The sequence below is a fragment of the Rhizobium sp. IY2 genome (assembly GCF_047532935.1).
Lineage (GTDB): Bacteria > Pseudomonadota > Alphaproteobacteria > Rhizobiales > Rhizobiaceae > Rhizobium > Rhizobium anhuiense.
The window spans coordinates 312,170-338,955 of record NZ_JBLKNU010000002.1; the positions used below are offsets into that span (position 1 = coordinate 312,170).

25 protein-coding genes are annotated in these 26,786 nt (G+C 62.0%); 13 read left to right on the plus strand and 12 right to left on the minus strand.

All coding sequences use genetic code 11. The features are described from left to right. The first annotated feature begins 1 nt into the window (after position 1). The 10 genes from ACMUVN_RS10240 (at position 2) to ACMUVN_RS10285 (ending at position 10,001) form a co-directional block, all read left to right on the plus strand. Positions 2 to 847: an alpha/beta fold hydrolase gene (locus ACMUVN_RS10240; RefSeq protein ID WP_063475856.1), complete on the plus strand. Its 846-nt coding sequence runs from the start codon at positions 2 to 4 to the stop codon at positions 845 to 847. After that, positions 844 to 1,779, plus strand: a complete 936-nt coding sequence (locus tag ACMUVN_RS10245; protein WP_063475857.1) for a flavin reductase family protein — start codon at positions 844 to 846, stop codon at positions 1,777 to 1,779. The genes ACMUVN_RS10240 and ACMUVN_RS10245 overlap by 4 nt, the downstream gene beginning before the upstream one ends. Beyond that, positions 1,776 to 2,816, plus strand: coding sequence for an LLM class flavin-dependent oxidoreductase (locus ACMUVN_RS10250; RefSeq protein ID WP_063475858.1), 1,041 nt, complete (start codon positions 1,776 to 1,778; stop codon positions 2,814 to 2,816). The genes ACMUVN_RS10245 and ACMUVN_RS10250 overlap by 4 nt, the downstream gene beginning before the upstream one ends. Before the next feature lie 4 nt (positions 2,817 to 2,820). Beyond that, positions 2,821 to 4,284, plus strand: coding sequence for an aldehyde dehydrogenase (locus ACMUVN_RS10255; RefSeq protein WP_063475859.1), 1,464 nt, complete (start codon positions 2,821 to 2,823; stop codon positions 4,282 to 4,284). A gap of 5 nt (positions 4,285 to 4,289) precedes the next feature. Continuing rightward, on the plus strand, positions 4,290 to 4,613 hold the full coding sequence (locus ACMUVN_RS10260) for an NIPSNAP family protein (protein ID WP_063475860.1): 324 nt from the start codon (positions 4,290 to 4,292) through the stop codon (positions 4,611 to 4,613). A gap of 48 nt (positions 4,614 to 4,661) precedes the next feature. Continuing rightward, positions 4,662 to 5,672: an ABC transporter substrate-binding protein gene (locus ACMUVN_RS10265; RefSeq protein WP_047612336.1), complete on the plus strand. Its 1,011-nt coding sequence runs from the start codon at positions 4,662 to 4,664 to the stop codon at positions 5,670 to 5,672. Between the two features lie 113 nt (positions 5,673 to 5,785). Then, positions 5,786 to 6,658 (plus strand): ABC transporter permease, encoded by an 873-nt coding sequence (locus ACMUVN_RS10270; protein ID WP_063475861.1) that lies wholly within the window; start codon positions 5,786 to 5,788, stop codon positions 6,656 to 6,658. Position 6,659: 1 nt separating this feature from the next. Beyond that, the gene (locus ACMUVN_RS10275) at positions 6,660 to 7,460 is read left to right on the plus strand and encodes an ABC transporter permease (protein ID WP_047612339.1); all 801 of its coding nucleotides are present in this window, start codon (positions 6,660 to 6,662) and stop codon (positions 7,458 to 7,460) included. Beyond that, on the plus strand, positions 7,457 to 8,536 hold the full coding sequence (locus ACMUVN_RS10280; RefSeq protein WP_414815082.1) for an ABC transporter ATP-binding protein: 1,080 nt from the start codon (positions 7,457 to 7,459) through the stop codon (positions 8,534 to 8,536). The genes ACMUVN_RS10275 and ACMUVN_RS10280 overlap by 4 nt, the downstream gene beginning before the upstream one ends. A gap of 10 nt (positions 8,537 to 8,546) precedes the next feature. Then, a complete protein-coding gene (locus ACMUVN_RS10285) occupies positions 8,547 to 10,001 on the plus strand; it encodes an NAD-dependent succinate-semialdehyde dehydrogenase (protein ID WP_047612343.1) in 1,455 nt (484 codons plus the stop codon). A 93-nt stretch (positions 10,002 to 10,094) separates the two neighbouring features. Here the strand turns inward: ACMUVN_RS10285 and ACMUVN_RS10290 are convergent, their stop codons facing one another. The 5 genes from ACMUVN_RS10290 to ACMUVN_RS10310 form a co-directional block, all read right to left on the minus strand. Next, the gene (locus tag ACMUVN_RS10290; protein WP_063475863.1) at positions 10,095 to 10,451 is read right to left on the minus strand and encodes a RidA family protein; all 357 of its coding nucleotides are present in this window, start codon (positions 10,449 to 10,451) and stop codon (positions 10,095 to 10,097) included. A gap of 16 nt (positions 10,452 to 10,467) precedes the next feature. Beyond that, positions 10,468 to 11,289 carry an ABC transporter permease gene (locus ACMUVN_RS10295; protein ID WP_047612347.1) on the minus strand — a complete coding sequence of 274 codons (822 nt, stop codon included), beginning with the start codon at positions 11,287 to 11,289 and terminating at the stop codon, positions 10,468 to 10,470. Continuing rightward, entirely contained in the window at positions 11,289 to 12,545 is a 1,257-nt protein-coding gene (locus tag ACMUVN_RS10300) for an ABC transporter permease (RefSeq protein ID WP_414815083.1), read from the minus strand. The genes ACMUVN_RS10295 and ACMUVN_RS10300 overlap by 1 nt, the downstream gene beginning before the upstream one ends. A gap of 69 nt (positions 12,546 to 12,614) precedes the next feature. Next, positions 12,615 to 13,664, minus strand: a complete 1,050-nt coding sequence (locus tag ACMUVN_RS10305) for an ABC transporter substrate-binding protein (protein ID WP_047612353.1) — start codon at positions 13,662 to 13,664, stop codon at positions 12,615 to 12,617. Positions 13,665 to 13,712: 48 nt separating this feature from the next. Continuing rightward, positions 13,713 to 14,795 carry an ABC transporter ATP-binding protein gene (locus ACMUVN_RS10310; RefSeq protein ID WP_047612356.1) on the minus strand — a complete coding sequence of 361 codons (1,083 nt, stop codon included), beginning with the start codon at positions 14,793 to 14,795 and terminating at the stop codon, positions 13,713 to 13,715. Between the two features lie 229 nt (positions 14,796 to 15,024). Here ACMUVN_RS10310 and ACMUVN_RS10315 point away from each other — a divergent pair, with 229 nt between their 5' ends. Together ACMUVN_RS10315 and ACMUVN_RS10320 are read left to right on the plus strand one after the other, a co-directional pair. Then, complete coding sequence (locus ACMUVN_RS10315) at positions 15,025 to 16,422, plus strand: PLP-dependent aminotransferase family protein (protein WP_063475865.1); 1,398 nt, start codon at positions 15,025 to 15,027, stop codon at positions 16,420 to 16,422. A 3-nt stretch (positions 16,423 to 16,425) separates the two neighbouring features. Continuing rightward, the gene (locus ACMUVN_RS10320) at positions 16,426 to 17,718 is read left to right on the plus strand and encodes an NAD(P)/FAD-dependent oxidoreductase (RefSeq protein ID WP_414815084.1); all 1,293 of its coding nucleotides are present in this window, start codon (positions 16,426 to 16,428) and stop codon (positions 17,716 to 17,718) included. A gap of 7 nt (positions 17,719 to 17,725) precedes the next feature. Here the strand turns inward: ACMUVN_RS10320 and ACMUVN_RS10325 are convergent, their stop codons facing one another. From ACMUVN_RS10325 to ACMUVN_RS10350, 6 genes are all read right to left on the minus strand, one after another. Further along, entirely contained in the window at positions 17,726 to 17,980 is a 255-nt protein-coding gene (locus ACMUVN_RS10325) for a WGR domain-containing protein (RefSeq protein WP_047612360.1), read from the minus strand. Between the two features lie 119 nt (positions 17,981 to 18,099). Beyond that, complete coding sequence (locus ACMUVN_RS10330) at positions 18,100 to 19,077, minus strand: ABC transporter ATP-binding protein (RefSeq protein ID WP_063475867.1); 978 nt, start codon at positions 19,075 to 19,077, stop codon at positions 18,100 to 18,102. A 4-nt stretch (positions 19,078 to 19,081) separates the two neighbouring features. Further along, positions 19,082 to 19,909, minus strand: a complete 828-nt coding sequence (locus ACMUVN_RS10335) for a carbohydrate ABC transporter permease (protein ID WP_047612366.1) — start codon at positions 19,907 to 19,909, stop codon at positions 19,082 to 19,084. After that, complete coding sequence (locus tag ACMUVN_RS10340) at positions 19,906 to 20,784, minus strand: carbohydrate ABC transporter permease (RefSeq protein ID WP_047612369.1); 879 nt, start codon at positions 20,782 to 20,784, stop codon at positions 19,906 to 19,908. The genes ACMUVN_RS10335 and ACMUVN_RS10340 overlap by 4 nt, the downstream gene beginning before the upstream one ends. 66 nt (positions 20,785 to 20,850) lie before the next feature. Beyond that, complete coding sequence (locus tag ACMUVN_RS10345; RefSeq protein WP_047612371.1) at positions 20,851 to 22,134, minus strand: ABC transporter substrate-binding protein; 1,284 nt, start codon at positions 22,132 to 22,134, stop codon at positions 20,851 to 20,853. A gap of 37 nt (positions 22,135 to 22,171) precedes the next feature. After that, positions 22,172 to 24,493 (minus strand): family 78 glycoside hydrolase catalytic domain, encoded by a 2,322-nt coding sequence (locus tag ACMUVN_RS10350; RefSeq protein WP_414815085.1) that lies wholly within the window; start codon positions 24,491 to 24,493, stop codon positions 22,172 to 22,174. 143 nt (positions 24,494 to 24,636) lie between these two features. Between ACMUVN_RS10350 and ACMUVN_RS10355 the strand changes: the two genes are divergently transcribed. Continuing rightward, complete coding sequence (locus ACMUVN_RS10355) at positions 24,637 to 25,698, plus strand: LacI family DNA-binding transcriptional regulator (protein ID WP_097595481.1); 1,062 nt, start codon at positions 24,637 to 24,639, stop codon at positions 25,696 to 25,698. Positions 25,699 to 25,810: 112 nt separating this feature from the next. Here ACMUVN_RS10355 and ACMUVN_RS10360 read toward each other — a convergent pair whose 3' ends face one another. Further along, positions 25,811 to 26,722, minus strand: coding sequence for a dihydrodipicolinate synthase family protein (locus tag ACMUVN_RS10360; protein ID WP_414815086.1), 912 nt, complete (start codon positions 26,720 to 26,722; stop codon positions 25,811 to 25,813). Positions 26,723 to 26,786 lie beyond the last annotated feature (64 nt).

Below are 26,786 nucleotides of genomic sequence, written 5' to 3' on the forward strand. Positions count from 1 at the left end.
GATGCTGACAGCCGGATCGACCACAGGCACCGCTGCAGCAACGAACGCCGCCGGTGCCTTGCCCCGAAAGAAGACGGCAAGCGGCACGGCCTATCACGAGGCCGGCAGCGGTGAGCCGTTGGTTCTCATCCACGGCGTCGGCATGCGGCTCGAGGCCTGGGCTCCGCAGATCGCATTTCTGTCTGCGGACCATCGCGTCATCGCCGTCGACATGCCGGGACACGGTGAGAGCGCAAAGCTGCCGGCAGGCAGTCGACTCGAGGAATTCGTCGCCTGGTTCGGCCGCTTTCTCGACGAGATGGCGATCGACGCGGCAAATGTTGCCGGGCACTCGATGGGCGCATTGGTATCGGGAGGGGCGGCGGCGACCTTTGGCAAGCGTATCAGCCGTGTCGCATACCTCAATGGCGTCTACAGGCGCGACCCTGAAGCCAAGGCTGCCGTCTTGGCGCGGGCTGCGGCCATTCCGGTGGCGGGCGTCGACAAGGAAGGGCCTCTGGCCCGCTGGTTCGGCGATGATGCGGACAGCATCGTTGCGCGTGAATTGACACGAAAATGGCTGAACCTCGTTGATCCCCAGGGCTATGCCGTCGCTTACGCTGCCTTTGCGGGCGGAGACGAGACCTACGCCGATGGCTGGAAGGATGTGGCCGGTCCGGCCCTGTTCCTGACGGGGTCCGATGATCCGAATTCGACACCCCTGATGGCAACGCAGATGGCAGAGCTTGCGCCGCAGGGCTACGTCCGTATCGTCCAAGGTCATCGTCACATGGTGAACCTGACCGCGCCTGATATCGTCAATTCGCTGCTCGCTGAGTGGCTGTCGTTCGGGGAGGATGAACGATGACAATCCAGACTGTCGACCCAAGGGCATTGCGAGATGCATTCGGCGCTTTTCCCACAGGCGTGACCGTCGTCACCGCCTGCGACGGGGATGGAAATCCGATCGGCTTCACGGCGAACTCCTTCACCTCGGTCTCGCTCAATCCACCTCTGCTGCTCGTCTGCCTTGCCAAGACGTCGCGCAATTTCGCCATCATGACCGGAGCGCCGCATTTTGCCATCAACGTGCTTTCGGAGACGCAGAAAGACGTGTCGAACACTTTTGCGCGCCCGGTCGAAGACCGGTTTGCGGCGGTCGAGTGGGCGAGGGGATCGGCAGGCTGCCCGATATTCTCGAATGTGGCGGCCTGGTTCGAATGCGCCATGGAACAGGTCATCGAGGCCGGCGACCACGTCATTTTGATGGGACGCATCGAAGCTTTCGACAATAGCGGCCGCAACGGTCTCGGCTATGCGCGCGGCGGTTATTTCACGCCGACGCTGGCAAGCAAGGCGGTTTCCGCGGCAAGCGAAGGCAATATCGAACTGGCCGCCGTCGTCGAGCGCCGCGGAGAGGTACTGCTGCTCGGCAAGGATGTGCTCTCCCTGCCAAGCGTCGACGCCTATGATGGCAACCCGACCGAGGCGTTGCAAACATACCTGGAGTCGCTCACCGGGCTGAAGGTCAGCATCGGCTTTCTCTATTCGGTCTACGAGGGCAAGAGCGACGGCAAGCAGCACATCGTCTATCACGCCGTTGCCGGCGAGGGCGAGCCTGCCGGCGGCAGGTTCGTAAAACCTGACGCCTTGGTTGCGGCAAAGTTCAAGACCAGTTCGACCGCCGATATCGTCAACCGTTTTGCGATGGAAAGCTCGATCGGCAATTTCGGCGTCTATTTCGGCGACGAGACCGGCGGCACCGTTCACCCCATTCCAGCCAAGGGCGCAAAATCATGAAGTTCTCCCTCTTCGTCCATATGGAACGGCTCGACGCCAGCCAGAGCCACAAGAGCCTCTATGAGGAATTCGTCGCGCTCTGCGAGATCGCCGACAAGGGCGGCATGCATGCGATCTGGACGGGTGAGCACCATGGCATGGATTTCACCATTGCGCCCAACCCGTTCGTGACCATTGCCGATCTGGCGCGCCGTACATCGCGGGCACGGCTTGGGACGGGGACGGTGATCGCTCCCTTCTGGCACCCGATCAAGCTAGCCGGCGAGGCCGCCATGGCCGACATCATCTGCGACGGAAGGCTCGATATCGGTATCGCGCGCGGGGCCTATTCCTTCGAATATGAACGTCTGCTGCCCGGTCTCGATGCCTGGGGCGCCGGCCAGCGCATGCGCGAGCTTATTCCGGCGGTCAAGGGCATATGGGCCGGCGACTACGCCCATGACGGGGAGTTCTTCAAGTTTCCCTCGACCACCTCGGCGCCGAAGCCGCTGCAGCAGCCGAACCCGCCCATCTGGGTTGCGGCGCGCGATCCGAACTCGCATGAATTTGCCGTTGCCAACGGCTGCAACGTTCAGGTGACGCCCCTCTGGCAGGGCGACGACGAGGTCCAGTCGTTGATGGAGCGCTTCAACGACGCCTGCGCCAAGAATCCCGATGTCGAGCGGCCGAAGATCATGCTGCTGCGCCATACCTATGTCGGCTCGTCAGAGGACGATGTCGCCCAGGCCGCCCATGAACTCAGCGTCTACTACAATTATTTCTTCGCCTGGTTCAAGAATGAGAAGCCGGTTAGCCAGGGCCTGATCGAACGGATTCCGGACGAACAGATCAGAGCAAACGGGATGCTCTCGGATCAGGTCATGCGCACCAACAATGTGGTTGGCGACGCTGAGACCGTCATCGCCAGGCTCAAGGCGTATGAAGCGCTCGGCTATGACGAATATTCCTTCTGGATCGACACCGGCATGAGCTTCGAGCGCAAGAAGGCGTCGCTCGAACGCTTCATCACCGAGGTCATGCCGGCATTTCAGGAGTAAGACCATGCGGCGTTTCCAGTACTATATCGACGGCGAATTCTCCGATGGCGAGGCCAGCTATCCGAGCATCGATCCCGCCTCCGGCGCGGTCTGGGCTGAGATGCCCGAAGCGCGCGAAGGTGATGTCGATCGGGCTGTCAACGCGGCCGACAGGGCGCTTTACGAAGGCCCCTGGCCGAAAATGACGGCCACGCAACGCGGCAAGCTGCTTTACAGGCTGGCCGATCTGGTCGCCGCCAACGCACAGGTCCTCGCGGAGCTGGAGACGCGCGACACCGGCAAGATCATCCGCGAAACATCGGCGCAGATCGCTTATGTCGCCGAATACTACCGCTATTATGCCGGCATATCAGACAAGATCGAAGGCGCCTATCTGCCGATCGACAAGCCTGACATGGATGTCTGGCTTCGCCGTGAACCGATCGGCGTCGTTGCGATGGTCGTACCGTGGAACAGCCAGCTTTTCCTGTCGGCGGTCAAGATCGGCCCGGCGCTGGCGGCCGGCTGCACCATGGTGGTCAAGGCCTCCGAAGACGGGCCGGCGCCGCTTCTCGAATTTGCGCGGCTCGTGCACGAGGCAGGTTTTCCCGCAGGCGTCGTCAACATCATCACCGGTTTCGGCGCCTCCTGTGGTGCGGCTCTCGGGCGGCACCTGAAGGTCGCGCATGTCGCCTTCACCGGCGGTCCTGAAACCGCCCGGCACGTCGTTCGCAACTCGGCCGAAAACCTCGCTTCCACCTCGCTTGAACTTGGCGGCAAGTCACCCTTCATCGTCTTTGCCGATGCGGACCTCGAAAGTGCCGCCAACGCCCAGGTCGCGGGCATCTTTGCGGCAACGGGGCAGAGCTGCGTTGCCGGATCGCGCCTCATCGTCGAGCGCAGCGTCAAGGACAAGTTCGTCGCCCTGCTGCGCGAGAAGGCGGAGGCGATCCGGATCGGTGCGCCGCTCGATATGGCGACCGAAGTCGGCCCGCTTGCCACCAAGCGCCAGCAGGACCATATCGGCGCCCTCGTCGCCAGGTCGATCGAAAGCGGCGCCCGCCTTGTCACGGGCGGCAGCAAGATCGACGGTGCAGGCTATTATTTCCCGCCGACGATCCTCGACTGCGACGATGTCGCCTCGCCCTCGCTGATCGAGGAATTCTTCGGGCCGGTCTTGTCCGTCGTGTCGTTCGAGACCGAGGCCGAGGCGCTGCGCCTTGCCAACGATACCCGTTATGGCCTGGCCTCCGGCGTCTTCACCCAGAATCTCACCCGGGCGCACCGACTGATGAAGGGGATCCGCGCCGGGATCGTCTGGGTCAACACCTACCGCGCCGTATCGCCGATCGCACCGTTCGGCGGTTTCGGCCTGTCGGGCCATGGCAGGGAAGGCGGCATGGCAGCAGTGCTCGACTATACCCGCACCAAGACGATCTGGCTCAGGACATCGGACGATCCGATCCCCGATCCCTTCGTGATGAGGTAGCGCCGATGCTTTACGAAATCCGGACCTATCGGCTGAAGAACGGTGCGATCCCGCAATATCTCAAGGTCGTCGAGGAAGAGGGGATCGAGATCCAGAAGAGCCATCTCGGCACGCTCGTCGGCTACTTCTTTTCGGAGATAGGGACGATCAACGAGATCGTCCACATCTGGGCCTTTGCCAGCCTGGACGACCGGGAGGCGCGGCGCCAGAGGCTTATGGCCGATCTCCGGTGGCAGGCCTTCCTGCCCAAGATCCGCGATCTGATCGAAGTGGCGGAAAACAAGATTATGAAGCCAGCTAACTTTTCTCCCAGGAGCGAGGCGCGCTGACGGCATAAGGCATACCCGTAGGACAAACCAGAACAAGGATAAGGGAACATGAAAACAACATTTGCTTTCGCGGCGGTTGCCGCATTCGTGGCTGTGTCCGTGCCGGCACACGCCGACAACATGGTCTTCTCCAGCTGGGGAGGAACGACCCAGGACGCGCAGAAGGCGGCATGGGCAAGCCCGTTCACCGAGAAGACCGGCATTACCGTCGTGCAGGACGGACCGACCGACTACGGCAAGCTCAAGGCGATGGTCGAGGCCGGTGAGGTCACCTGGGACGTCGTCGACGTCGAAGGCGACTATGCCGCCCAGGCCGGCAAGAACGGCCAGCTCGAGAAGCTCGATTTCTCCGTCATCGACAAATCCAAGCTCGATCCGCGCTTCGTCACCGACTATTCGGTCGGCAGCTTCTATTATTCCTTCGTGATCGGCTGCAATGCCGACGCCGTCAGCGCCTGCCCGAAGACCTGGGCCGATCTGTTCGACACGGCCAAGTTTCCGGGAAAGCGCACATTCTACAAGTGGTCGGCTCCCGGCGTGATCGAAGCGGCGCTGCTTGCCGACGGCGTGCCTGCCGACAAGCTTTATCCGCTTGATCTCGATCGTGCCTTCAAGAAGCTCGATACGATCAAATCCGATATCATCTGGTGGTCGGGCGGCGCGCAGTCGCAGCAGCTTCTGGCATCCGCCGAGGCTCCCTTCGGCAGTGTCTGGAATGGCCGCATGACCGCACTTGCTGCGACCGGCATCAAGGTTGAGACGTCCTGGGAACAGAACATCACCGCTGCCGATGCGCTCGTCGTGCCGAAGGGTTCGCCGAATGTCGAAGCCGCGATGAAGTTCATTGCACTGGCGACCTCGGCCGAACCGCAGGCCGCCCTGGCAAAGGCCACCGGATATGCGCCGATCAACGTTGACTCGGCCAAGCTGATGGATCCGGAGACGGCCAAGACCCTGCCGGACCAGCAGACGGCAAGCCAGGTCAACGCCGATATGAACTACTGGGCTGAGAACCGCGATGCCATCGGCGAGAAGTGGTACGCTTGGCAGGCGAAATAGCCTGGAACGTGAGATGAACGGGCACGGCGAATGTTCGCCGTGCCTCCCGCAGCGTCAGTGCCCGTTTGTCAGGCCTCGGCGCCTGTGGAAACTGACGGGTGGGAAGGACTGTCATGTCGACGTATAGCGATGCCTCCGCTGCAATAGCGCCCCTGCCAAAGGTGCGCAGGCCAACAGGTTTTAGCGGGGTCGTTCCGGCGCTCGCCTTTGTGGGGATCTTTTTCATCGCACCGGTGGCGGTGCTCCTGTTGCGAAGCGTGCTGGAACCCGTGCCGGGCCTTGGAAACTATGCGCAGCTGATCGGCTCCGCGACCTATCTCAAGATTTTCGCCAACACCTTCATCGTCTCGGGTCTGGTCACGGTGATCTCGCTGCTGATCGGATTCCCGGTGGCCTGGGCGCTGGCCATCATGCCCGGGCGCCTGGCGTCGGTGATCTTTGCCATCCTGCTCCTGTCGATGTGGACCAACCTGCTGGCCCGCACCTATGCCTGGATGGTGCTTTTGCAGCGGACGGGCCTCATCAACAAGATGCTGATCGGAATGGGCCTGATCGACAAGCCCCTGGCACTCGTCAACAACCTGACCGGCGTCACGATCGGCATGACCTATATCATGCTGCCCTTCGTCATCCTGCCGCTCTACGGCGTGATCAAGAAGATCGATCCGTCGACCCTGCAGGCGGCCGCCCTTTGCGGCGCCAACCGGTGGCAATGCCTGACCCGTGTCCTGCTGCCCCTGGCGATGCCCGGCATGGCGGCCGGCGCCCTCATGGTCTTCGTCATGTCGCTTGGTTATTTCGTCACGCCGTCGCTTCTTGGCGGCACCGCCAACATGATGCTCGCGGAACTGATCGCGCAATTCGTGCAGTCGCTGGTCAACTGGGGCATGGGCGGTGCTGCGGCGCTGGTTCTCCTCGTGGTGACCCTGTCGCTTTATGCCGTGCAACTGCGCTTCTTCGGCAACCAGAACCTGGGAGGGCGCTGACATGCTGCTCAATTTCGACCGCCTCGGCTGGTGGAAATATATCCTGCTGACGATAACGCTTCTGACCGCGGCCTTCCTGCTGCTGCCGATCGTCTTTATCGCGGCGCTCTCCTTCGGCTCCTCCCAGTGGCTGATCTTCCCGCCGCCCGGCTGGACATTTCAATGGTACGGCGAGCTCTTTGCCGATCCGCGCTGGCTGGAATCCGCTTTGACGAGCTTCAAGATCGCGGTCATCGTCACCATCCTGTCGGTGCTGCTCGGGCTTGTGACCTCCTTCGGGCTGGTGCGCGGTTCGTTCCTGTTCCGCGACGCGCTGAAAGCACTGTTCCTGACGCCGATGATCCTTCCCGTCGTGGTCCTTGCGGTTGCCCTCTATGCCTTCTTTCTGAGGATCGGCCTGGGCGGCACCTTGGCGGGCTTCGTCATTTCGCACCTCGTTCTGGCGCTGCCCTTCTCGATCCTCTCCATATCAAGTGCGCTGGAGGGCTTCGACAAGTCGATCGAGGATGCGGCGGTTCTCTGCGGCGCCTCGCCTCTGGAAGCAAAGATCAGGGTCACCTTGCCGGCGATCAGCCATGGGTTGTTTTCGGCTGCTGTCTTCTCGTTCCTGACATCCTGGGATGAGGTGGTGGTGGCGATCTTCATGTCCAGTCCGACCCTGCAGACGCTGCCGGTGAAGGTATGGGCGACGCTGCGACAAGATCTGACGCCTGTAGTCGCCGCCGCGTCGACCCTTCTCATCCTTTTGACGATCATCTTGATGGCGCTTGTTGCCGTCGTGCGTAAGGTACTGAAACAATGAAAGAACCATTCCTTCAGATCCGCGGAATACGCAAGGAATACGGCCCTGTCGTCGCCGTGCACGACGTCTATCTCGACGTCCGGCGCGGGGAGTTCCTCACCTTTCTCGGACCGTCCGGATCCGGCAAGAGCACGACCCTCTACATCTTGGCCGGCTTTGAAAATCCGACGAAAGGCGACATCACGCTGGAGGGCAAGACCCTGCTCGCCACGCCGTCGCACAAGCGCAACATCGGCATGGTGTTCCAGCGCTACACCCTGTTTCCGCATCTGACGGTGGGGGAAAACATCGCCTTCCCGCTGAAGGTCCGGCGCAAGTCCAAGGCCGAGGTCGACAGCAAGGTGAAGGAGATGCTGCGCCTCGTTCGGCTCGAAGGCTTCGAGGATCGCAAGCCCGCGCAAATGTCCGGCGGCCAGCAGCAGCGCGTCGCTCTTGCCAGAGCCCTCGCCTATGATCCGCCGGTGCTTCTGATGGACGAGCCGCTGTCGGCGCTCGACAAGAAGCTGCGCGAGGAAATCCAGCATGAGATCCGCCGCATCCACCAGCAGACCGAAGTGACGATCCTCTATGTCACGCACGACCAGGAGGAGGCGCTGCGGCTCTCCGACCGCATCGCCGTCTTTTCCAAGGGCGTCATCGACCAGATCGGGACCGGCCCCGAACTCTATGCCAATCCGAAGACCCGCTTCGTTGCCGAATTCATCGGCGACAGCGACTTCATTTCGTGCGACCTGGTGTCATCTTCCGACGGACAAGCCACCATTACCCTGGGCGGCGGGACCATCTTCAATCAAATTCCGGTGCATGGCAAAGGGACCTCCGGTGCAAGGGCAGCTCTGATGCTGAGGCCCGAGCGCATTCGATTGTCGCGCGCCCGGGCGGCCGGCGCGGGTCTTGCCGCGACGGTCAGCGACATTACCTTTCTGGGCAACAATATCCACGTCTCGACAGAGACGGCGGCAGGCGAGGCGCTTTCGGTCCGCTTGCCGTTCGGTCATGAGGCTATTGCCGGGCTCAGCCGTGGAGATATAGTCCATCTGGATTTCGATCCCGGCGCCGCTCACGTATTCTGTTGAAAGTTGTCCTATGAAGCTCAATGATCCCTCGCTGTTCCGCCAGGCATGCCCCATCGCCGATCGCTGGATCGAAGCCGAAGGCCGCAAGGCGGCGACGGTCCGCAATCCGGCGACGGGCGAGACGCTGGGGGTGGTCCCAGACCTTGGTGCGGCGGAAACGGAAGACGCGATCCGCGCCGCCGTCATTGCCCAGAAGCTTTGGGCGAAGAAGACCGCCGGGGAGCGCGCCAACGTTCTCAAGGCATGGCACCGCCTGATGATCGAAAACCGCGACGATCTGGCGATGATCCTGACGCTGGAGCAGGGAAAACCCCTGGCCGAGGCCAAGGGCGAAATCACCTATGGTGCGAGCTTCATCGAATGGTTCGCCGAAGAGGCGAGGCGCATCAACGGCGAGACCATCCCAGGGCATCAGCCGGACAAGCGGATCCTGGTGCTGCGCCAGCCCGCGGGCGTGGTGGCGGCGATCACGCCCTGGAATTTTCCGAACGCGATGATCACCCGCAAGATCGGTCCCGCGCTTGCCGCCGGCTGTGCCGTCGTCCTCAAGCCGGCGCTGCAGACGCCATTCTCCGCCATCGCAATCGCGGTTCTTGCGGAGCGTGCCGGCCTGCCGCCGGGGCTGCTCAACATCGTGACCGGTGACGCAGCCGCCATTGGCGGTGCGCTGACATCAAGCCGTGACATCAGAGTGCTGACATTCACCGGCTCCACCCGGACGGGCGAACTGCTTTACCGGCAATGCGCGCCGACGATCAAAAAGCTCGGCCTCGAGCTTGGCGGCAATGCCCCCTTCATCGTCTTCGACGATGCCGATCTCGACGCTGCCGTCGAAGGCGCGCTCATCGCCAAGTTCCGCAACAACGGCCAGACATGTGTCTGCGCCAACCGGCTCTATGTTCAGGACGGCGTCTATGAGGCCTTTGCCGCCAAGCTTGCCAAGGCGGTTTCGGGCTTGAAGGTCGGCAATGGTCTCGAGCGCGACGTCGTGCTCGGCCCGCTGATCGACGACAATGCCGTTGCCAAGGTCGAAAGCCATATCAGCGACGCCGTTGCAAAGGGTGCCGGGATCGTCTTAGGCGGCAAGCGCCACGCGCTCGGCGGCCATTTCTTCGAGCCGACGATCCTGCGCGATGTCGCTGCCGGCATGCAGGTCGCCCGCGAGGAAACCTTCGGGCCGCTTGCACCGCTGTTTCGTTTCCGCGACGAAGAGGACGTCATCGAGCAGGCAAATGACACCGAGTTCGGACTGGCCTCCTATTTTTACGCGCGCGATCTGTCGCGGGTATTTCGCGTCGCCGAAGCGCTCGAATATGGCATGGTCGGCGTCAATACCGGTCTCGTCTCCACCGCCGAAGCGCCGTTCGGCGGCGTGAAGATGTCGGGCCTCGGCCGCGAAGGGTCAAGGCACGGGTTGGATGAATATACCGAGCTTAAATACGTATGCCTCGGTGGCATTGCCTAAATTGGCCGGGACCAGAATGCCTCTCGTCAGCATCGACTGTATGTCACATCGGAGCCGCTCGCGGATGTGACGGCTGGGTCGAGGCACGGACCGTCAATTGCCAGTCGCTGCGATAATGCCGATCTCCACGGCGAATTCCGGCCCGGCGAGCCTCGCTTCCACCGTCGCGCGCGCCGGCGCATGACCTGGGGGCATCCAGGCGTCCCAGACGATGTTCATCTCTTCGAACTCGGAGATATCAGCAAGCCAGATGGTTGCGCTGAGGATCCGCGTCGGATTGCTGCCCACGCTTTCCAGAAGCCGCGCGATCCGCGCCAGGATGTTGGTGGTCTGCTCGCGGACGGACGTGCCTGGTGCGTCGATGGCGACCTGGCCTGCGAGGAAGACGAAGCCGCCATAGGTCACGGCCTGGCTCATCCGCTTTCCGGTTTCGTAGCGTTCGATCTGCATGTCCAACCCCCTTGGATTAATCTCTATGCGCAGTCTTCTGGCGTTCGGCGCGGCGCTGCAGCCATTGGATCGTAGCGAGGAATAGTGTCGAAAACACAATGAGGAGCGTGGCGACGGCGGCGATCGTCGGGCTCAGCGTTTCCCGTACGCCGCTCCACATCTGGCGCGGCAGCGTGCGTTCTTCGGAACCGGCGATGAAGAGTGCAATCACCACTTCGTCGAACGACGTTACGAAGGCGAAGAGGGCGCCGGACGCCACCCCCGGCGCAATGACGGGCAGCATGATGCGCAAGGTCGCTTCAACCGGGGCGGCGCCGAGGCTGGATGCCGCCCGCATCAGATTGTGATCGAAGCTTGCCAGCGTCGCGGTCACGGTGATCACCACGAAGGGTGCGCCGATCGCCGTATGCGCCAGCACCAGGCCGGTCAGGCTGTTGAGCAACCCGACGGCGGCGAAGGCATAATAGATGCCGACTGCCGAAACGATGACCGGCACGATCATCGGCGAAATCAGAATGGCGGTCAGCGTTGCCCGCGCCGGGCAGGATGGCCGGCTGAGGCCGATGGCGGCAAGCGTGCCGAGAAAGGTCGACAGAAGCGTGGCGAAGACGGCGACGATGATGCTGTTCTTCAGCGCCAGCTGCCAGACGTTGGAATCGAAGAATTCGCGATACCACCGGAGCGACAGGCCGGGCATGGGATAGGTGAAGAACGGCTCGGCATTGAAGGAGAGCGGCACGATCGCCACGATCGGGGCGATCAGGAACAGGATCACGAGGCCGCCGACCAGCCACAGCAGGATCGAAAACAGTCGCGGGAAGGACAAGAAATTCGTCATCAGCCTATCCTCAGCCGGTCGATGCCGACGATGCGATTATAGACGGCGTAGAGGATCAGCACCGCCACCAGCAGGATCGTGCTCAAAGCCGCCGCCATGCCCCAGTTCGTGACCTGGTTGGAGTAGTAGGCGATGAAATAGCTCACCATCTGATCTCCCGGCCCGCCGACCAGAGCCGGCGTGATGTAATAGCCAAGCGCCAGGATGAAGACGAGCAACCCGCCGGCGCTGACGCCGGGCATGCTCATCGGCAGGTATACGCGGAGGAAGGCCGATACCGGCGGCGCGCCAAGCGACGAGGCGGCTCTGAGATAGACCGGAGGGATGCTCTTCATGACGCTGTAGATCGGCAGCACCATGAAGGGCAGCATAATATGGGTCATAGCGATCAGCACGCCGATGCGATTGTAGATCAGGTCGAGAGGATGGGCGGGGTCGATGAGGCCCAGCCCGATCAGCGCCGAATTGATCACGCCGCGTCCCTGCAGCAACACAACCCAGGCGCTGGTGCGCACCAGCAGCGAGGTCCAGAACGGCAGGAGCACCAGGATCAGCAGCGTATTGGCAACCGCCCCTTTCGACCGGGCGATCAGCGCGGCGAGGGGATAGCCGAGGAACAAGCAGATCACGGTGACCGAAGCGCTGACGACGAATGTGCGGATCAGGACGTCGACATGCACCGCATTCTCCGCCGAGACCCTGCCGATAGCGCCCGAAGCGTCGCGCTCCAGGTCGAGCGAGGCGAGCAAGTAATAGTCGGTGAAGGGCGGCGAGGCATTCTTGATGAGCGTCCAGTAGTGTGGCGTCTCCCACTTGGGGTCGATGGCGACAAAAGCGGCCCTATAGGGCGGCTCGGCGTCGCGGATCGTGCGTGCGGTTTTCAACAGCATCGAGCGCATGCCGGTCTCGTAATAGTTGAGACGCTTGGCCACCTCGGCGATCTGGTCGCGGGGCGATTGTTTGAGATCGGCGGCGAAGGCGGCAAACAGCGCTTCGTCGGGCGGGGATTGTCCATCCCAGGCTGATAGAGCCGACATCGTGTAGGGCAGGGCGGCGGAAGCCGCCCTGTTGTCGACCGCGCGCGTCAACAACAGCGCAATGGGCAGGACGAAAACGAGCAGCAGGAAGATCAACAGCGGCGCGACCAGTAGCAGCGCTCTCAGCTGCGCTTTGCTTTTGGCGCTGCCGCGGCTTTTCACCCGCCTGCGGGCGGCAATCATCGAGCCGTCGCCTTCATTCATTGTCGCGATCACCATCGCTCATGCCTTCCTGCGGTAGGGAAAGGGGCGGACGAGGCCAGGGGGACACTCGCCCGCCCGACGAGGTTACTGTGCGAGCCACTTGTTGAAGCGTTCGGTCAACTCCTCATCATGATCGGCCCAGAACTCGGAAGAGACGACAAAGGCGGTTTTCGTGTTCTCAGGCGCGGTCGGCAGATCGACCAGAATATCCGCCGGGACCTTGGCGATGGCCGCTTTCAGAGTCGGACCATAGGAAATATATTTCGACTGCTGCGCCATCACGTCGGGATTGACGGTGAAGGCGACGAACTTGTCCGCCAGTTCCTTGTTCTTCGAGCCTTTCGGCTCGGCCCAGAGGTTGAAGTCCATTCCCTGACCGTCCCAGACGATCTTGAAGTTCTTGCCGCTGTTCTTGACGGCATCGTAGATGCGGCCGTTCCATGCGGTGGTCATCACGACTTCGCCGTCGGCGAGAAGCTGCGGCGGCTGCGCGCCCGCCGTCCACCAGACCTTCACATCCTTCTTGATGGTGTCGAGCTTCTTGAAGGCGCGATCGACACCCTCCGGCGTTCCAAGCACATCGTAGACTTCCGCGGGTTTGACACCGTCGGCAATCAGCGCGAATTCCAACGTGGTCTTCGGCGATTTGCGCAAGGCGCGCGGCCCGGGGAACTTGGCGGTATCGAACAGATCGGCCATGGTCGTCGGTCCGCCATTCGGGAACTTGGCGGCATCATAGGCATAGATGGTGCCGAAGACGATCGTCGCGACGGCGCAATCCATCGCAGCGCCGTCGATGAAGGCGTCCTTGCCGCCGAGCTTTGAATAGTCGATCGGCTCAAGCCAGCCTTCGTCGCAGCCCTGAAGCGCATGGCTGGGTTCGACGTCGACGACGTCCCAGGTCACCTGGCCCGTCTCGACCATGCCCTTCAGCTTGGCAGTCGAGCCGTCCCATTCGTCCTGGAGGATCTTGGTGCCGGTCTCCTTGGCGAAGGGCTTGAAAAAGGCCTCCTCCTGGCTCTTCGTATAGGCGCCGCCCCAGGATGTGACGGTCAGCGTATCCTCGGCAAATGCGGCTCCTGCGATGGCAAGAGTCATGACGGAACTGAGAAGCATGCCGTTTAAACGCATCATGGTGGTTCCCCTTTTTGTAGCTGCGTTTGCGAAAAAATGAATGTCCGGTCAGGAGAGCGCCAGCACGCGGCAATCCTCAAGCGCCCAGCCGATGACGGTATTCGCGCCTGGCGCATGAGCCGGAATGTCCTGGGCGGCTGCCACTTTGATGAAGACATCGTCGCAGCCGCAGGCTGAGACGCGCAACCTGATATGGTCGCCGTGGTAGATGATTTCCTTGAGCGTGGCCGTGAACCGGTTCGCAACCTCGGCCGCGGGCGCCAGCTGGATCCGCTCCGGCCGCAAGACCAGCGTTGCCCGCGCGCCTTCCTTCAATCCTTGTCCGGCATGGCCGGTGATGATCGAACCATCGGGCGCGCGAATTCGGCAGGTCGCATTTTCGATCGCCACGACTTCGCCCGATATTGCATTGTTCTCGCCGATGAAGGTTGCGACGAAGGGGTTCGCCGGCGTCTCGTAGAGCGCATGCGGCGGCGCGATCTGCTGCAGGATGCCGTCATTGAATACGCCGACCCGATCCGACATGGTCAACGCCTCGCTCTGGTCGTGGGTGACGTAGACGACGTTGATGCCGAGGCGGGCATGCAGATGCTTGATCTCGAGCTGCATATGCTCGCGAAGCTGCTTGTCGAGCGCACCGAGCGGCTCGTCCATCAGCACCAGTTGCGGCTCGAAGACGAGGGCGCGGGCAAGCGCAATGCGCTGCTGCTGTCCGCCGGAGAGCTGGTTGGGTCGCCGCGTTTCGAAGCTCGCCATGCGCACCATGTCGAGGGCGCGGCGCACCCGCTCGGTGATCTCAGCCTTGCCGAGCCGGCGCATTTTCAGCGGGAAGGCGACGTTCTCGCCGACGGTCATATGCGGGAAGAGCGCGTAATTCTGGAAGACGACTCCGATATTGCGGCGATGCGGCGGAACGCTGTCGATCCTGTTGTCGGCAAGCGTGATCGTCCCGTCGGTGGGGGCCTCGAAACCAGCCAGCATCATCAGCGTCGTGGTCTTGCCGGATCCGGACGGGCCGAGAAGGGTCAGAAACTCGCCTTTGGCGACGTCGAGATCCAGGCCGCGCACGACATAGCTGACGCCGTCATAGGATTTACGCACGCCTTCGAAAGCAATGAAGCGCTCGCTCATGAAGTCCTCCTGTTTTGCATCGGCCGGGTCCCTGCCTCTTTGTCTCGATGCTGGGCTATATTGTCTCGGTCTATTTCCGCTTGTCAAGCCACACAAATAATTTTGTATGGTGGCGGCTGCGGATCTCGAAAACGCTGGAAAAGCATGCTATGCCGCACGAAGCCAATGCTGAATCGCTTAAAATGTGCTGTATTTGGCTTGTGGAATTGGACGTTGTTGCAGGAATTGTATGTCTGAAAGATCGGAAGTGACCCGGACAAATCAGGAGCGGGAAACGCGGATGCCGGCCTATCTGGAGCTCGCAAGCGAGCTCGAGGCGAAGATCCGCTCAGGCGCCTTGCCACCCGGCAGCCAACTCCCGCCGCAGCGCGACCTGGCACGGGAGCGATCGCTCAACGTCTCCACCGTCACGCGCGCCTACCGCGAATTGCAAAACCTCAACCTGGTGATGGGCAGCACCCGGCGCGGCACGATCGTCATGGGCGACGGCGCCATGCCGCGGGTCGACCGGGCGGCAAACCCGTCCGGTATCATAGACCTGACGGTCAACCGGCCGGCTGTCGACGATTTCCAGCAACGCCTCGCCCAATCCCTGCCGGACCTTTCGTCGGACCGGCGCTTCCGCCAGATGCAGGAATATCAGCCGCCGGAAGGCCCGGCCTGGGCGCGCCAGGCGGCGAGAAAATGGATATCGCTCAACGGCTTCGATCCGTCCGAGGACGATATCGTCGTCACCAGCGGCGCCCAGCACGCTCTTCTGGCGGTGATCAGCAGCCTGATCGAGCCCGGCGACACCATCGTCTGCGATCGGCTGACTTATTATGGCCTGATCGCGCTCGCGCAGATGTTCCGCTTCCGCATCATCGGGATCGGAAGTGACGATCAGGGCATGTCGGCCGCGGAGCTTGACGACATCTGCGGCCGGGAGAGCGTGCGCGCCGTCTTCACGGTTCCCTCGATGCACAATCCGACCGTCGTCACCATGAGCGAGGCCCGCCGGCGGCAACTGGTCGATGTCGCGGAAAAGCACGATCTCGTCATCATCGAAGACGATGTCTATGGACCGATGCTCGGGACCCGCGCAAGCGCCCTGATCACGCTTGCGCCGACCAGAACCTACCATATATCGGCACTCTCCAAGGCACTGGCCCCTGGCCTGCGCGTCGGCTACCTGACGTGCCCGCCCGGCCGGGCGCTGCTGTCTGCCGAGGCGGTCCGCACCACCGCCTGGATGCCCTCGCCGCTGCCGCTGCTGCTGGCGACCCGCTGGCTGGAAGACGGCACGGCCGAAGCAATTCTGAAGGCCCAGCTTGCCGAGTTGCGTGCACGCCACGCGATCGTCACGACGATCCTTGCCGGCCATTCCTTCTCCGCCGATCCGCGCTGCATGTTTCTCTGGCTGAGGCTGCCGGCCCCTTGGCGATGCGAGGATTTTGCCGCCAATCTGCGCGCCCACGGCGTTGCCGTCATGGCTGCCACCGCCTTCGCCTGCGACCGCCAGCCGGTCGAGCATGCCGTGCGCGTCAATGTTGGCTGCGCATCGTCGCGCGACGAACTTGCAACGGCCCTGCGCATCATCGCCGCGACGCTGAACGATCGTCCCCGCGCTCTGGCAGGCCTGGTCTAGACGATGAACAAGCCGCTTGCCGAGCTTCAGCCCTTGCCCGACGCCGAGCGCCAGCATGTGGCTGTGGTCGGTGCCGGGCTGGTCGGCCTCTGCTCGGCCCTCTGGCTGCAAAGAATGGGGCACCGGGTCACGATCATCGATCCGGCGCCGCCCTTGGGCGACGCGTCCTACCGCCAGGCCTGTTCCTACGGGAATGCCTGCACCTTTGCGCCGCACGGCGTCGTTCCGGTCGCGACCCCTGGCGTCATCTGGCGAGTGCCGGGCATGCTGCTCAATCCGCTGGGTCCGCTGGCGATCGTCTGGCGGTACCTGCCGCAACTGGTCCCGTGGCTGCGCGCATTCCTGGCGTCGAGCGGGAAAGCCGAGGTTGAACGGATCGCCGGGACACTGGCCATGCTGCTTGCTCACGCTGATGCCGCCTGGCAACCGCTTGTGGCGCAGGCAGGCGCCGAACGGCTGAAGCGGCATGATGGCTGCCTGTATCTCTACAAGAGCGAAGCGCAATTCCGGGCGGCTGATGCTGAGAACGGGCTGCGTGAACGCCACGGCGTCGCCATGGACCGTCTGGACCGCGCCGATATTGAGAGCATGGAGCCCAATCTTGCGCCGCTTTACCACAAGGGCGTGCTGTTTCGTGACGCCTATGTGTTTTCCAGCCCCAGGCAACTCGCCTTCGCGCTCGCCCAGGCTGTCGTAAACGGCGGAGGAGAGATCATCCGTGGCGAAGTCTCGGCCATCGAGCCGCGCGACAACGGCATCAGTCTGCCGATCGCGGGCAAGCAGATCCTTGCGGATCATGCGGTCGTTGCCGCCGGCGCCCATTCACGCAAGCTCACGGCATCGATCGGCGACCGCGTCCTGCTCGACACAGAGCGCGGATATCATGTCTTGTTCCCGCAAGCGGTCAATCTGCTGTCGCGCCCGGTCTGCTATCCCGAACACGGCTTCTACATGGTGCCGATGGCAGATGGATTGCGCGCGGCCGGAACCGTCGAACTCGGCGGACTTGCCGCTCCCTTGAACCCGAAGCGGACCGCGATGATCCGTGACGGCGTGAAACTGCTCCTGCCGGCGGCCGGACAGGGCAGCGACGAGTGGCTGGGTTTTCGCCCGTCCATGCCGGATTCACTTCCGGTGATCGGCAGTTCCCGCCGTTTGCCCCGCGTCACCTATGCCTTCGGCCACGGCCATCTCGGCCTGACGCTGTCGGCTTTGACCGGCTATCTCGTTTCCCAGCTGGTCGCGGGCCAGAGACCGGCTGTCGATCTGACGTCGCTGCGTCCCGAGCGGTTCTGAACCGGCCCTATGAATCTTCCTCATTCCGCCGATATCCGCGTTTGAGCTTGCCGTGCAGCAGCTTCCGGGATGCTTGCCTGGCTTCGACCGCCGTATCGAAGAGGTCGATCTTCACCTGTCCCTTCGTCCCCATACGTCCCCAGCAACGCGTGAGCGAGCTGCCGCCGAACAGGGTCGGTTCGACGGCCAGAAGATAGAAGCGCGCCATGTTTCGCGCCGGATCTACATGAAAAAGCAATATCGGATGGGTCGCCTGGGTCATGCCGCAAGAATCCCGTACAGCGGCCAACGCGTCCAATGAATATGCTGAATCGATCGAGCACCAGCGATTCCTTCGTGTGATGTTTCACGGTGTGGCGCTGATAGCGCGCCGCGCCATCCTCAGAATCGGTGCTCCGCTCCCTCGACCGGATTTGCCCAGACCGTCATTCCAGGCGTAAACGGCGTCTCGCCTTCGGCGCGCACGACCATCTCGCCGAGTTCGGGGACCTCGAGATAGAGGATCGCGTCGGCGCCAAGCCGCTCCAAATGCCGGATCCTGCCCTGCCATTGTCCGGCGCCTTCCGACAGCCTGATATGTTCGGGACGGATACCGTAGGTCGTGCAGTTCAATCGTCGTGCCGTCTCGCCGCCGTACAGGTTCATCTTCGGGCTGCCGATGAAGCCGGCGACGAAGGGTGTCGCGGGGTTACGGTAGAGCTCCATCGGACTGCCGATCTGTTCGACCACCCCGCCATTCAGGACGACGATCTTGTCTGCCATCGTCATGGCTTCGACCTGGTCGTGGGTGACATAGATCATCGTCGATTTCAGCCGGGCGTGCAGATCTGATATTTCGAGGCGCATCTGGGCTCGGAGCGAAGCGTCGAGATTGGAGAGCGGCTCGTCGAACAGGAAGACCTTGGGATCGCGGATGATCGCCCGGCCGATGGCGACGCGCTGCCTCTGGCCGCCGGAGAGGGCTTTCGGCTTTCTCTCCAAGAGCTGGGTGAGCTGCAGCGTTTCCGCCGTCGCCGCGACCTTGGCGGCGATTTCCGCCTTCGGACGGCGGGCGAGCGAAAGGCCGAAGCCGATATTTTCGGCGACGGTCATATGCGGGTAGAGCGCGTAGCTCTGGAACACCATGGCAATGCCGCGCTCGGAGGGCTCGGCATAGGTGACGTCCTTGCCGCCGATGGTCAGCGTGCCTGAGGTCGTGTCTTCCAGGCCGGCGATGATGCGCAGCAGCGTTGACTTCCCGCATCCTGACGGACCGACGAACACCACGAACTCCCCGGAGGCAACCTCGAGATCGACCCCTTTGATGACTTCGAGGGCGCCGAAGCTCTTGCGAACCTGTTTCAGAGTGAGCTCAGCCATTTTGCTACCCCTTTACGCCGCCGGCCGTCATACCCGCGACGATCTGCCGGTTGAAGAAGATGAAGACGATCAGCGGCGGGATCGTCACGAGGAGGATGTTCATGAAGAGCAGATTGTACTGGCTCGTATACATGCTCTGGAAATTATAGAGCGTCAGTTGCACCGTGACGTTCTCCTTGCCGGGAAGGTAGTAGAGCGGATTGGTGAAATCGTTGAAGATCGCGATTGACTGCACGACGACATTGGTCACGGTCACCGGTTTCAGCAGCGGCAGGACCACTCTGAAAAAAATCTGCCGGGGTTTGGCGCCGTCGATCAGCGCCGCCTCATCGAGATCGCGCGGTATGGTCGAGATGAATGACCGATAAAGCAAAATCGAAAAGGAGAGATTATAGGCGACCTGGATCAGGATCATCCCGGTCATGGTCTTGAACAGGCCGATATCCTGCAACAGGCCGATGGTGGGCACGACCGCCGGCGGCATCATCAGGCCCATGAAGAGGGCAATGGAGGCCACCCTGTTCCAGACGGTCTTGCGGCGCTGCATGACATATCCGACCATCGCCGACAGCAGGATCAGAATGGTGACCGAGACGACCGTGATCAGGGTGGAGTTGAAATAGGCAAGCGCAAGCTGATAGTCGCGGGCCTTGAAGACGGCCACCAGATTATCCCAGAACAGCCAATGCTCGGGCAATTCGAAATCGAGCCGGGACGCTTCGGATTTCGATTTGACCGCCTGGAGAGCGACGAAGACGAACGGCATGACGAAGATGATCGCCGCCACCGCAAGGGCTATCGCGCCGGTCACATAAGGGCGGACGTTTCTCATTCCCCGACCTCGCGCCGGTTGAACCACAGGGTGAAGGGCAGGATGATTGCCGCGATCAGCGCAAACAGGATGACGTTTCCGGCCGTCGACAGGCCATAGAAACCCGCCTGGTATTGCTTGTAGATGACCGAGGCGATCACGTCGGAGGAGAAACCGGGCCCGCCGCGGGTCATGGCCCATATCAGATCGAAGGAACGGAGCCCGCCGATCAGCGACAATGTCACGACGATGACGGTGGCCGGACGCACGAGCGGCAGAGTGATCCGGGAAAATTGCTGGAGACGCGTGGCGCCGTCAATTCTCGCCGCCTCGTAATAATCGGGGCTGATCGCGGCAAGTCCGGCGATGAAGATCAGGGTGGCGAGGCCGACACCCTTCCAGACATCGACCAGAGCCACCGAAAAAAGCGCGAGCGCCGGATTGGTGAGCCATCCAGGTCCCGGAATGCCGAGCGTCTCGAGCGTGACATTGATGATGCCCTTGGTCGGATGCATCATCACCGTGAAGGTGATGCCAATGCCGATCGTCGAGACCAGGACGGGGAAGAAGACCAGCGTGCGCAGAAAACCGCGGGCGAAGATATTGCTGGTGAGCAGCACGGCCAGCAGCAGTCCGCAGACCGTCTTCAGGCCGGAGGTCGTCACGGCGTAGATCAGCGTGTTGACGAGCCCTTTGACCAGAAACGGTTCGGAAAAGAACTGCCGAAAGTTTTCAAGCCCGATGAATTCGGCCGTCGAAAGATCCCAGCGCGTCAGGCTGAACCAGAGAGACGATATCGTCGGAAACAGAAACAGCACGCCGTAGATGATGGCGGCGGGAATGAAAAACCAGAGCGGGTAGGGCGATTTGCGCGAGCGGCGGCGTGTCTCGGTCATCTCAATCTCTTCGATCGGGTGGAGCCTCGCTCCGTCAGGAGCGAGGATAACTGGCCCGAAAGACCGCTACCAGTTGGGCAGGCCGAGCTGCTTGGCCTGCTTGCGGACATCGTCGTCGTAGAGTTTCGCTGCCTCGGCGGGCTGGCGAATGCCGGAGCCGACCTCGACGGTGATCTGCTCGAGAGCCGGTCCCTTGATCGGCGAAACGAATTCCAGCGCCGGCGTCGTCTTGTCCTTGGCCTCGAAATAGGGGAGCATGTCCTTGATCGCAGGCGGTACGCTAGCTGGCAGGTCGCAGCCGTCGATCAGGGAAGGCCCCTGAACGGCGTTGGTTTCCACCATGATCTTGCAGGCCTCGACGCTTCCCGCGAAATCGACGAATTTCCGTGCTTCCTCGGCGTGCTGGCTGGTCACCGGAATGTAAAGGGCTGGCGGCATCCAGACCGTCAAGCCGTTGGTCGCGGCGTCGTCGCTCGGCTGCGCGAAAAAGCCGACATCGTTGAGGTTGTCCGGATAATTCTGTTTGAGGGCGCCGACCGCGAAGCTCAGCATCGGATAATGCGCTGCCTCGCCGGTTGCGACCATTCTCAGGCCATCGTCGTAGCTTGCCGCGCCAAAATCTTCATTCATCAGACCGGCGTCGTGAACGTCCTTCAGACGTTCGAAGCCCTTCAGGGCCGCAGGCGTCTCGGCGTATTTTGCCTTGTTGGCGGTATAGTCTGCGGCGAAGTTGGGCACGGCCGCATGCAGGTTGTAATAGTCAGCCAGAACGAACAGCTGCGAGGTCCAGGTGTCGCGATAGGTCTGCGCCACGGCGACCTTTCCGGCAGCTTTGACCTTCGCGTTGTTCGCCATGAAGTCGGCCCATGTCTTCGGGACGGAGAGGCCGAGGTCCTGGTAGATTTTCCTGTTGTAGAGGATCCCGCCCGCCATTGCCGTGCCGAAGGGAACGCCATAGAGCTTGCCATCGGCACGCACGACCGCTTTGAAACTTTCGTCGACCTTCGCTTGCGACGACAGGCCGCTCAGATCGACAAGCGTCTGCGTCGGTTTCAGCGCCTGTAAGAGCGAACCAGAATTGTAGAGAAACACATCGGACATCTCGCCGGTCGCCAGCCGCGTCTTGATGATGTTGTCGCCTTCGCCGCCACCGGCCCGCGGCTCGATTTCGATCGTCACGTCGGGTGCCTTTGCCTGATAGGCGGCAACCAGTGCCTCGGCCGCCGCGACTGTGTCCGGGTTATTGTCGATCAGGAATGACAGCGTGACTTCCGCATGCGACGGACCGGCCGCGACCAATGCCAAAAGCGCGGACGTGCCGGCAAGAATGAGCTTTATCCGATGTGTCATGACGTTCCTCCTCTGAACGGTGTGACGTGTATGCTCCTCAAGATTCGGGTAGGGAAAAGACCAGTCTGTGTGTTCCGGCGGGAAGAACGGCTTCCTCGGCCACAGGCGCTCCATTGAGCGACGGGTTTTGATGTCGCTTTCCGGGCCGGAAACGACCGATGCAGCCTTCCGGAAGCGTCAGCACATAGGTGACTTCGTTGCCGTCGCACTGCCAGCCAACCTCGATGCGCCCTTGGCTCACGTCGTGATGGGCTGAAACCGGCGAAAGGGACGGAATCGGTGCGGGATCGACGATCACCTCGGCAAATCCCGGTGCGCGCGGGCTCGGCGAAATCCCGGCGACGCTTTCGAACAGCCATTGGCAGACGGCGCCATAGGCATAGTGGTTGTAGCTGTTCATGTCGGGTTCGTAGATGGTGCCGTCGGGCGCCATGGAATCCCAGCGCTCCCAGATCGTCGTCGCTCCCTTCGAGACCTGATAGAGCCAGCCCGGTACATCTTCCTGCAGGAAGACCTTTTCGGCCAGATCGTCCATCCCAAGCTTCGTCAGCGCCGGCAGCAGGGCGGGCGTGCCGATGAAGCCGGTGCCGATCTTGTAGTCGGCATCGATGATCACCTGCCGGAAATGCTGCTGTGCGGCTTGCTTGTGCTCGGCCGGTATCAACTCGTGCAGGAAGGCGAGCGCATAAGACGTCTGATCGTTATGCGCGAGCCGTCCCGATGGCGTGATGAATTCGTTGGTGAATGCCCGCCGGATCTCGTCGGCGCGGTTTTTCATTCGCTCTTCAAGCGCATGCTCGCCGAGCGTGGCTGCGATCCTTGCCAGAAGGTCGGTCGAGATGAAGTGGTAGAGCGTCGCCGCGCAATCGTCGGCGATCGTCGGGCGGGGCTTCCGGTTATCGCCGATCGGCTGCAGCCAGTCGCCGAAGGTGAAGCCGCGGTCGCCCCAGCGCGACGGCGGGCGCACCAGCGGACCATCCGAGATCGACCAGACGAAATCGACCCAGCGCACCATCGAATCCAGGCATTCCGCCAGAACCGCCCGGTCGCCGTAATGGGTATAGAGTACCCAGGGGATGACGACGATCGCATCGCCCCAGCCGGTCGAGCCGGCATAGCCCGGGAAATCGGCCGGATGCAGACGTGTCGGATCCGGCGAAAAGTGTGAGACGGCGCCGTCCTCGCGCTGGTCGGCCATCACGTCGCGCAGATATTTCCTCAGGAAGGATTGGCTGTCGCTCAGCCAGCAAGCGGTTGCGGCAAATACCTGGGCGTCGCCCGTCCAGCCCAAACGTTCGTCGCGCTGCGGGCAATCGGTGGGTACTTCGACGAAATTGGCGCGCTGCGACCAGATGGTATTCTCGACGAGGCGATTGACCAGCGCATTGCCCGACGTGAAACCGCCGGCCGGATCGGGGACCGACGAGATCGGGACGGATGCGATCGACAGGATCTTTGCGACGCCTGTGATGGTCACCCGGGCATAACGGAAACCATGGAAGGTGAAATGCGGCGCATAGGTTTCGTCGCCGTCGCCACGTAGCGTGTAGACGGTATGGGCGGCCGCCGTGCGATAGTTGCGATTGTCGAAATGACGGTCGGGGCCGAGAACCTCCGAATGCTCCACCCGAATTTCGGCACCGGCGGTTCCGCGGACCGTATATCTGACATAGCCGCCGACATTCTGGCCGAAATCGTAGACGGTCCTGCCGTTATCGTCGGTCCAGCTGTCAACCGGGGTGAGTGGCCGCAACTCGCGCACTGCAGCCGTTTCATGCGCGACAAGCAGCGCCCTGTCGAAGTCCAGCTTCTCGGTGCCATGGGTCTCGGCGTAATTTTCCTGGCGGGCATCATAGATTTCGCCGAAGTAGATCCCGGACTTCAGGATCGGCAGAAGACCGCTTCGCCATGTGGTGTCGGTGGAAAGAAGGTTGCCATCCGGTCCGAGCAGATCGGCGATGGCGCCGATCCTGTTGCCCCAGCAATTCGGGATCGCCTGGGCGCCCCACATCAAAGGCGACCGATACCATCCGTCGGCAAGCCAGATTTCGATGCGGTTCTGGCCCGGCTTGAGCAGATTCGAGACATCATATCGCTGATAGGCAAGGCGATCGTCGTAGTTGGTCCAGCCGGGTGTCAACAGGTCGTCGCCGACGCGAACGCCGTTGATGAAGCAGCGGTAGAGGCCAAGTGCGGAGATAAAGAGCTCGACGGGAAGCTTGGCGCCATCATGTTCAAAAGTCTTGGAGACGAAGCTTGCGGCCGTTCCCTGACCGCTATCCGATAGTGGCGCGATCATATCCCCGGACCAGGCACGCAAAACGAGGTTGCCGCTGATGGCTGCCGGCTGAAAGTTCATCAAGTCCTCCCGACGAGTTGTAGAACGTTCTCCATATAACGTTCTACATTTTCTTCGGAAGCGCAATAGAATTTTCGTTGCCAGTCTGTCATGGTGGTTCTGCGGGCGATGTTGGCGGCCCGCAGCCGCAAGTCAGAGATTTCATGTCAGTCGAAGAAAAACAAAAGCCGCAACGAAACGATCGCGTGACGATCCGGACCGTAGCAGCTCATGCAGGCGTATCGGTCGCAGCGGTTTCCAAGGTGATGCGAAATGCCTACGGCGTCAGTGACGCACTGCGCGCAAGGGTGATGGATGCCATCGAGGCCCTCGCATATCGCCCCTCGCGGGCGGCGCGCGGGCTGCGCGGCCGGAGTTTCACCATCGGTGTGCTCCTGATCGACATCCGCAATCCCTTTCTTCCGGAGGTGATTGCCGGCGTAAACGGGGTGCTGGCGCCCTCGCACTATCAGGCGATGATCGGCGTCAGCGATGCGCGTGTGCAACTGGAAACGTCGTTGATCGAGTCGATGATCGACTACAAGATGGATGGCCTTATCCTCGTTGCGCCGCGGTTGCCCTCGGAGATCCTCGCTAAATTCGCAGTCCAGATACCGATCGTCGCGGTCGGTTACCACGATGCCAGCGCCACGGCTTTCGATACCGTCAATGCAGACGATCAGCGCGGTGCGGAGATCGCCGTGGAAGCGCTTCTGGCCTGCGGCTATCGCGACGTCGAAATGCTGAGCCTTGGCGAGCGCCAAGGGCACGCGGTCTCCGTCGTGCGCCAGCGTGAGATCGGGTTCCGCCGGGCCATGCAGCGTGGCGGGCTCGGCTCCTCGCCAGCGATCGGCAAAATTCCCATTGCTTCGCCAAAGCGGGAAGAGGCGATGCGAAAATTCCTATCGCGGAAAGACAGGCCGCGCGCCGTATTCTGCTGGAGCGATCTCGACGCGATCACCCTTCTGAGCCTGGCGATGGAATTGGGTGTGCGCGTGCCCGAAGATCTCGCCGTCATCGGATACGACAACTCGTCTACGGCAGCCCTCGGTCTCGTCAACCTCGCAAGCATCGACCAGTCGGGCAGGGAACTCGGTCAGATCGCAACGCGAACCCTCATTTCCAGAATAGAAGGCCGCACCGCTGCCGAGCATATTTTCCAGATACCGTCGCTCGTCAGCCGAAACAGCCTGATCCGTTCCGGAAACTCCAAGAACACGAGATAGGAACGAAAGCCAGAGAGTCTGCCGCGGCCGGGCGGCAACTGGCTCTCGCCCGAAAAGTAGCGAGAATGGAAAGACCGGCAACCGCTTGTCGGCGTTTGCCGGCCCCGTTGTCTCAGGCAGCCTGGCGGATCTTCGAGGGGCGCGTGGCCGCGGCCTTCTCCACCATCGCAGTAACTTCAGCGCGGCGGGCGCCAGAAAGCGGCAGGCGCGGCAGGCGGACACGTTCGGAGCCGCGGCCCATGATCTGTTCGGCGAGTTTGATCGACTGCACGAGATCGTGTTCGGCATCGAGATGCAGGAGCGGCATGAACCAGCGATAGATCTTGCGGGCCTCTTCCCAGTCGCCGCGTTCGGCGGCGGCCACCAGCTGCACGGATTCCTCCGGGAAGGCGCTGGTGAGGCCGGAGACCCAGCCCTTGGCGCCGAGCATCAGGCCTTCGAGCGCGACGTCGTCGAGACCGGCGAAGATATCGAAACGATCGCCGAATTCATTGATGAGATCGGTGAAACGGCGCGGATCCGGCGCGCTTTCCTTGACCGCCTTGATATTCGGCACGTCGGCAAGCACCTTCAGCACATCGGCGCCGATATTGACGCGGTAGGCCGGCGGGTTGTTGTAGAGCATGATCGGCAGCGAGGTCGCCTCGGCGACGGTGCGGAAATGCGCGATCAGCTCTTCCGGCTTCGGCACATAGACCATGGCCGGCAGCAGCATCAGGCCGTCGGCGCCGAGCTTTTCGGCGTCGCGGGCATAGGCGACGGCGCGGCGCGTGTCGAATTCGGACACGCCGGTGACGACGGGAACGCGGCCATTGACGACCTCGACGGCGGCTTCCAGGATCGTGCGCTTCTCATCGGGATCGAGCGAATTGTTCTCGCCGCAGGTGCCCATCACGATCAGCCCGTTGACGCCGTCGTTCACCAGCGCGTCCTGGACGCGCTGGGTCGCAGCCAGATCCACGGAAAGATCTTCGTTGAATTGTGTCGTTACGGCGGGAAATACGCCCTTCCATCCTGTTGTCATCGATCGACCTCCTTGAATTTGATTGCGTTATATACAAACTGTCGACAGGATTCAATCCGGCGCG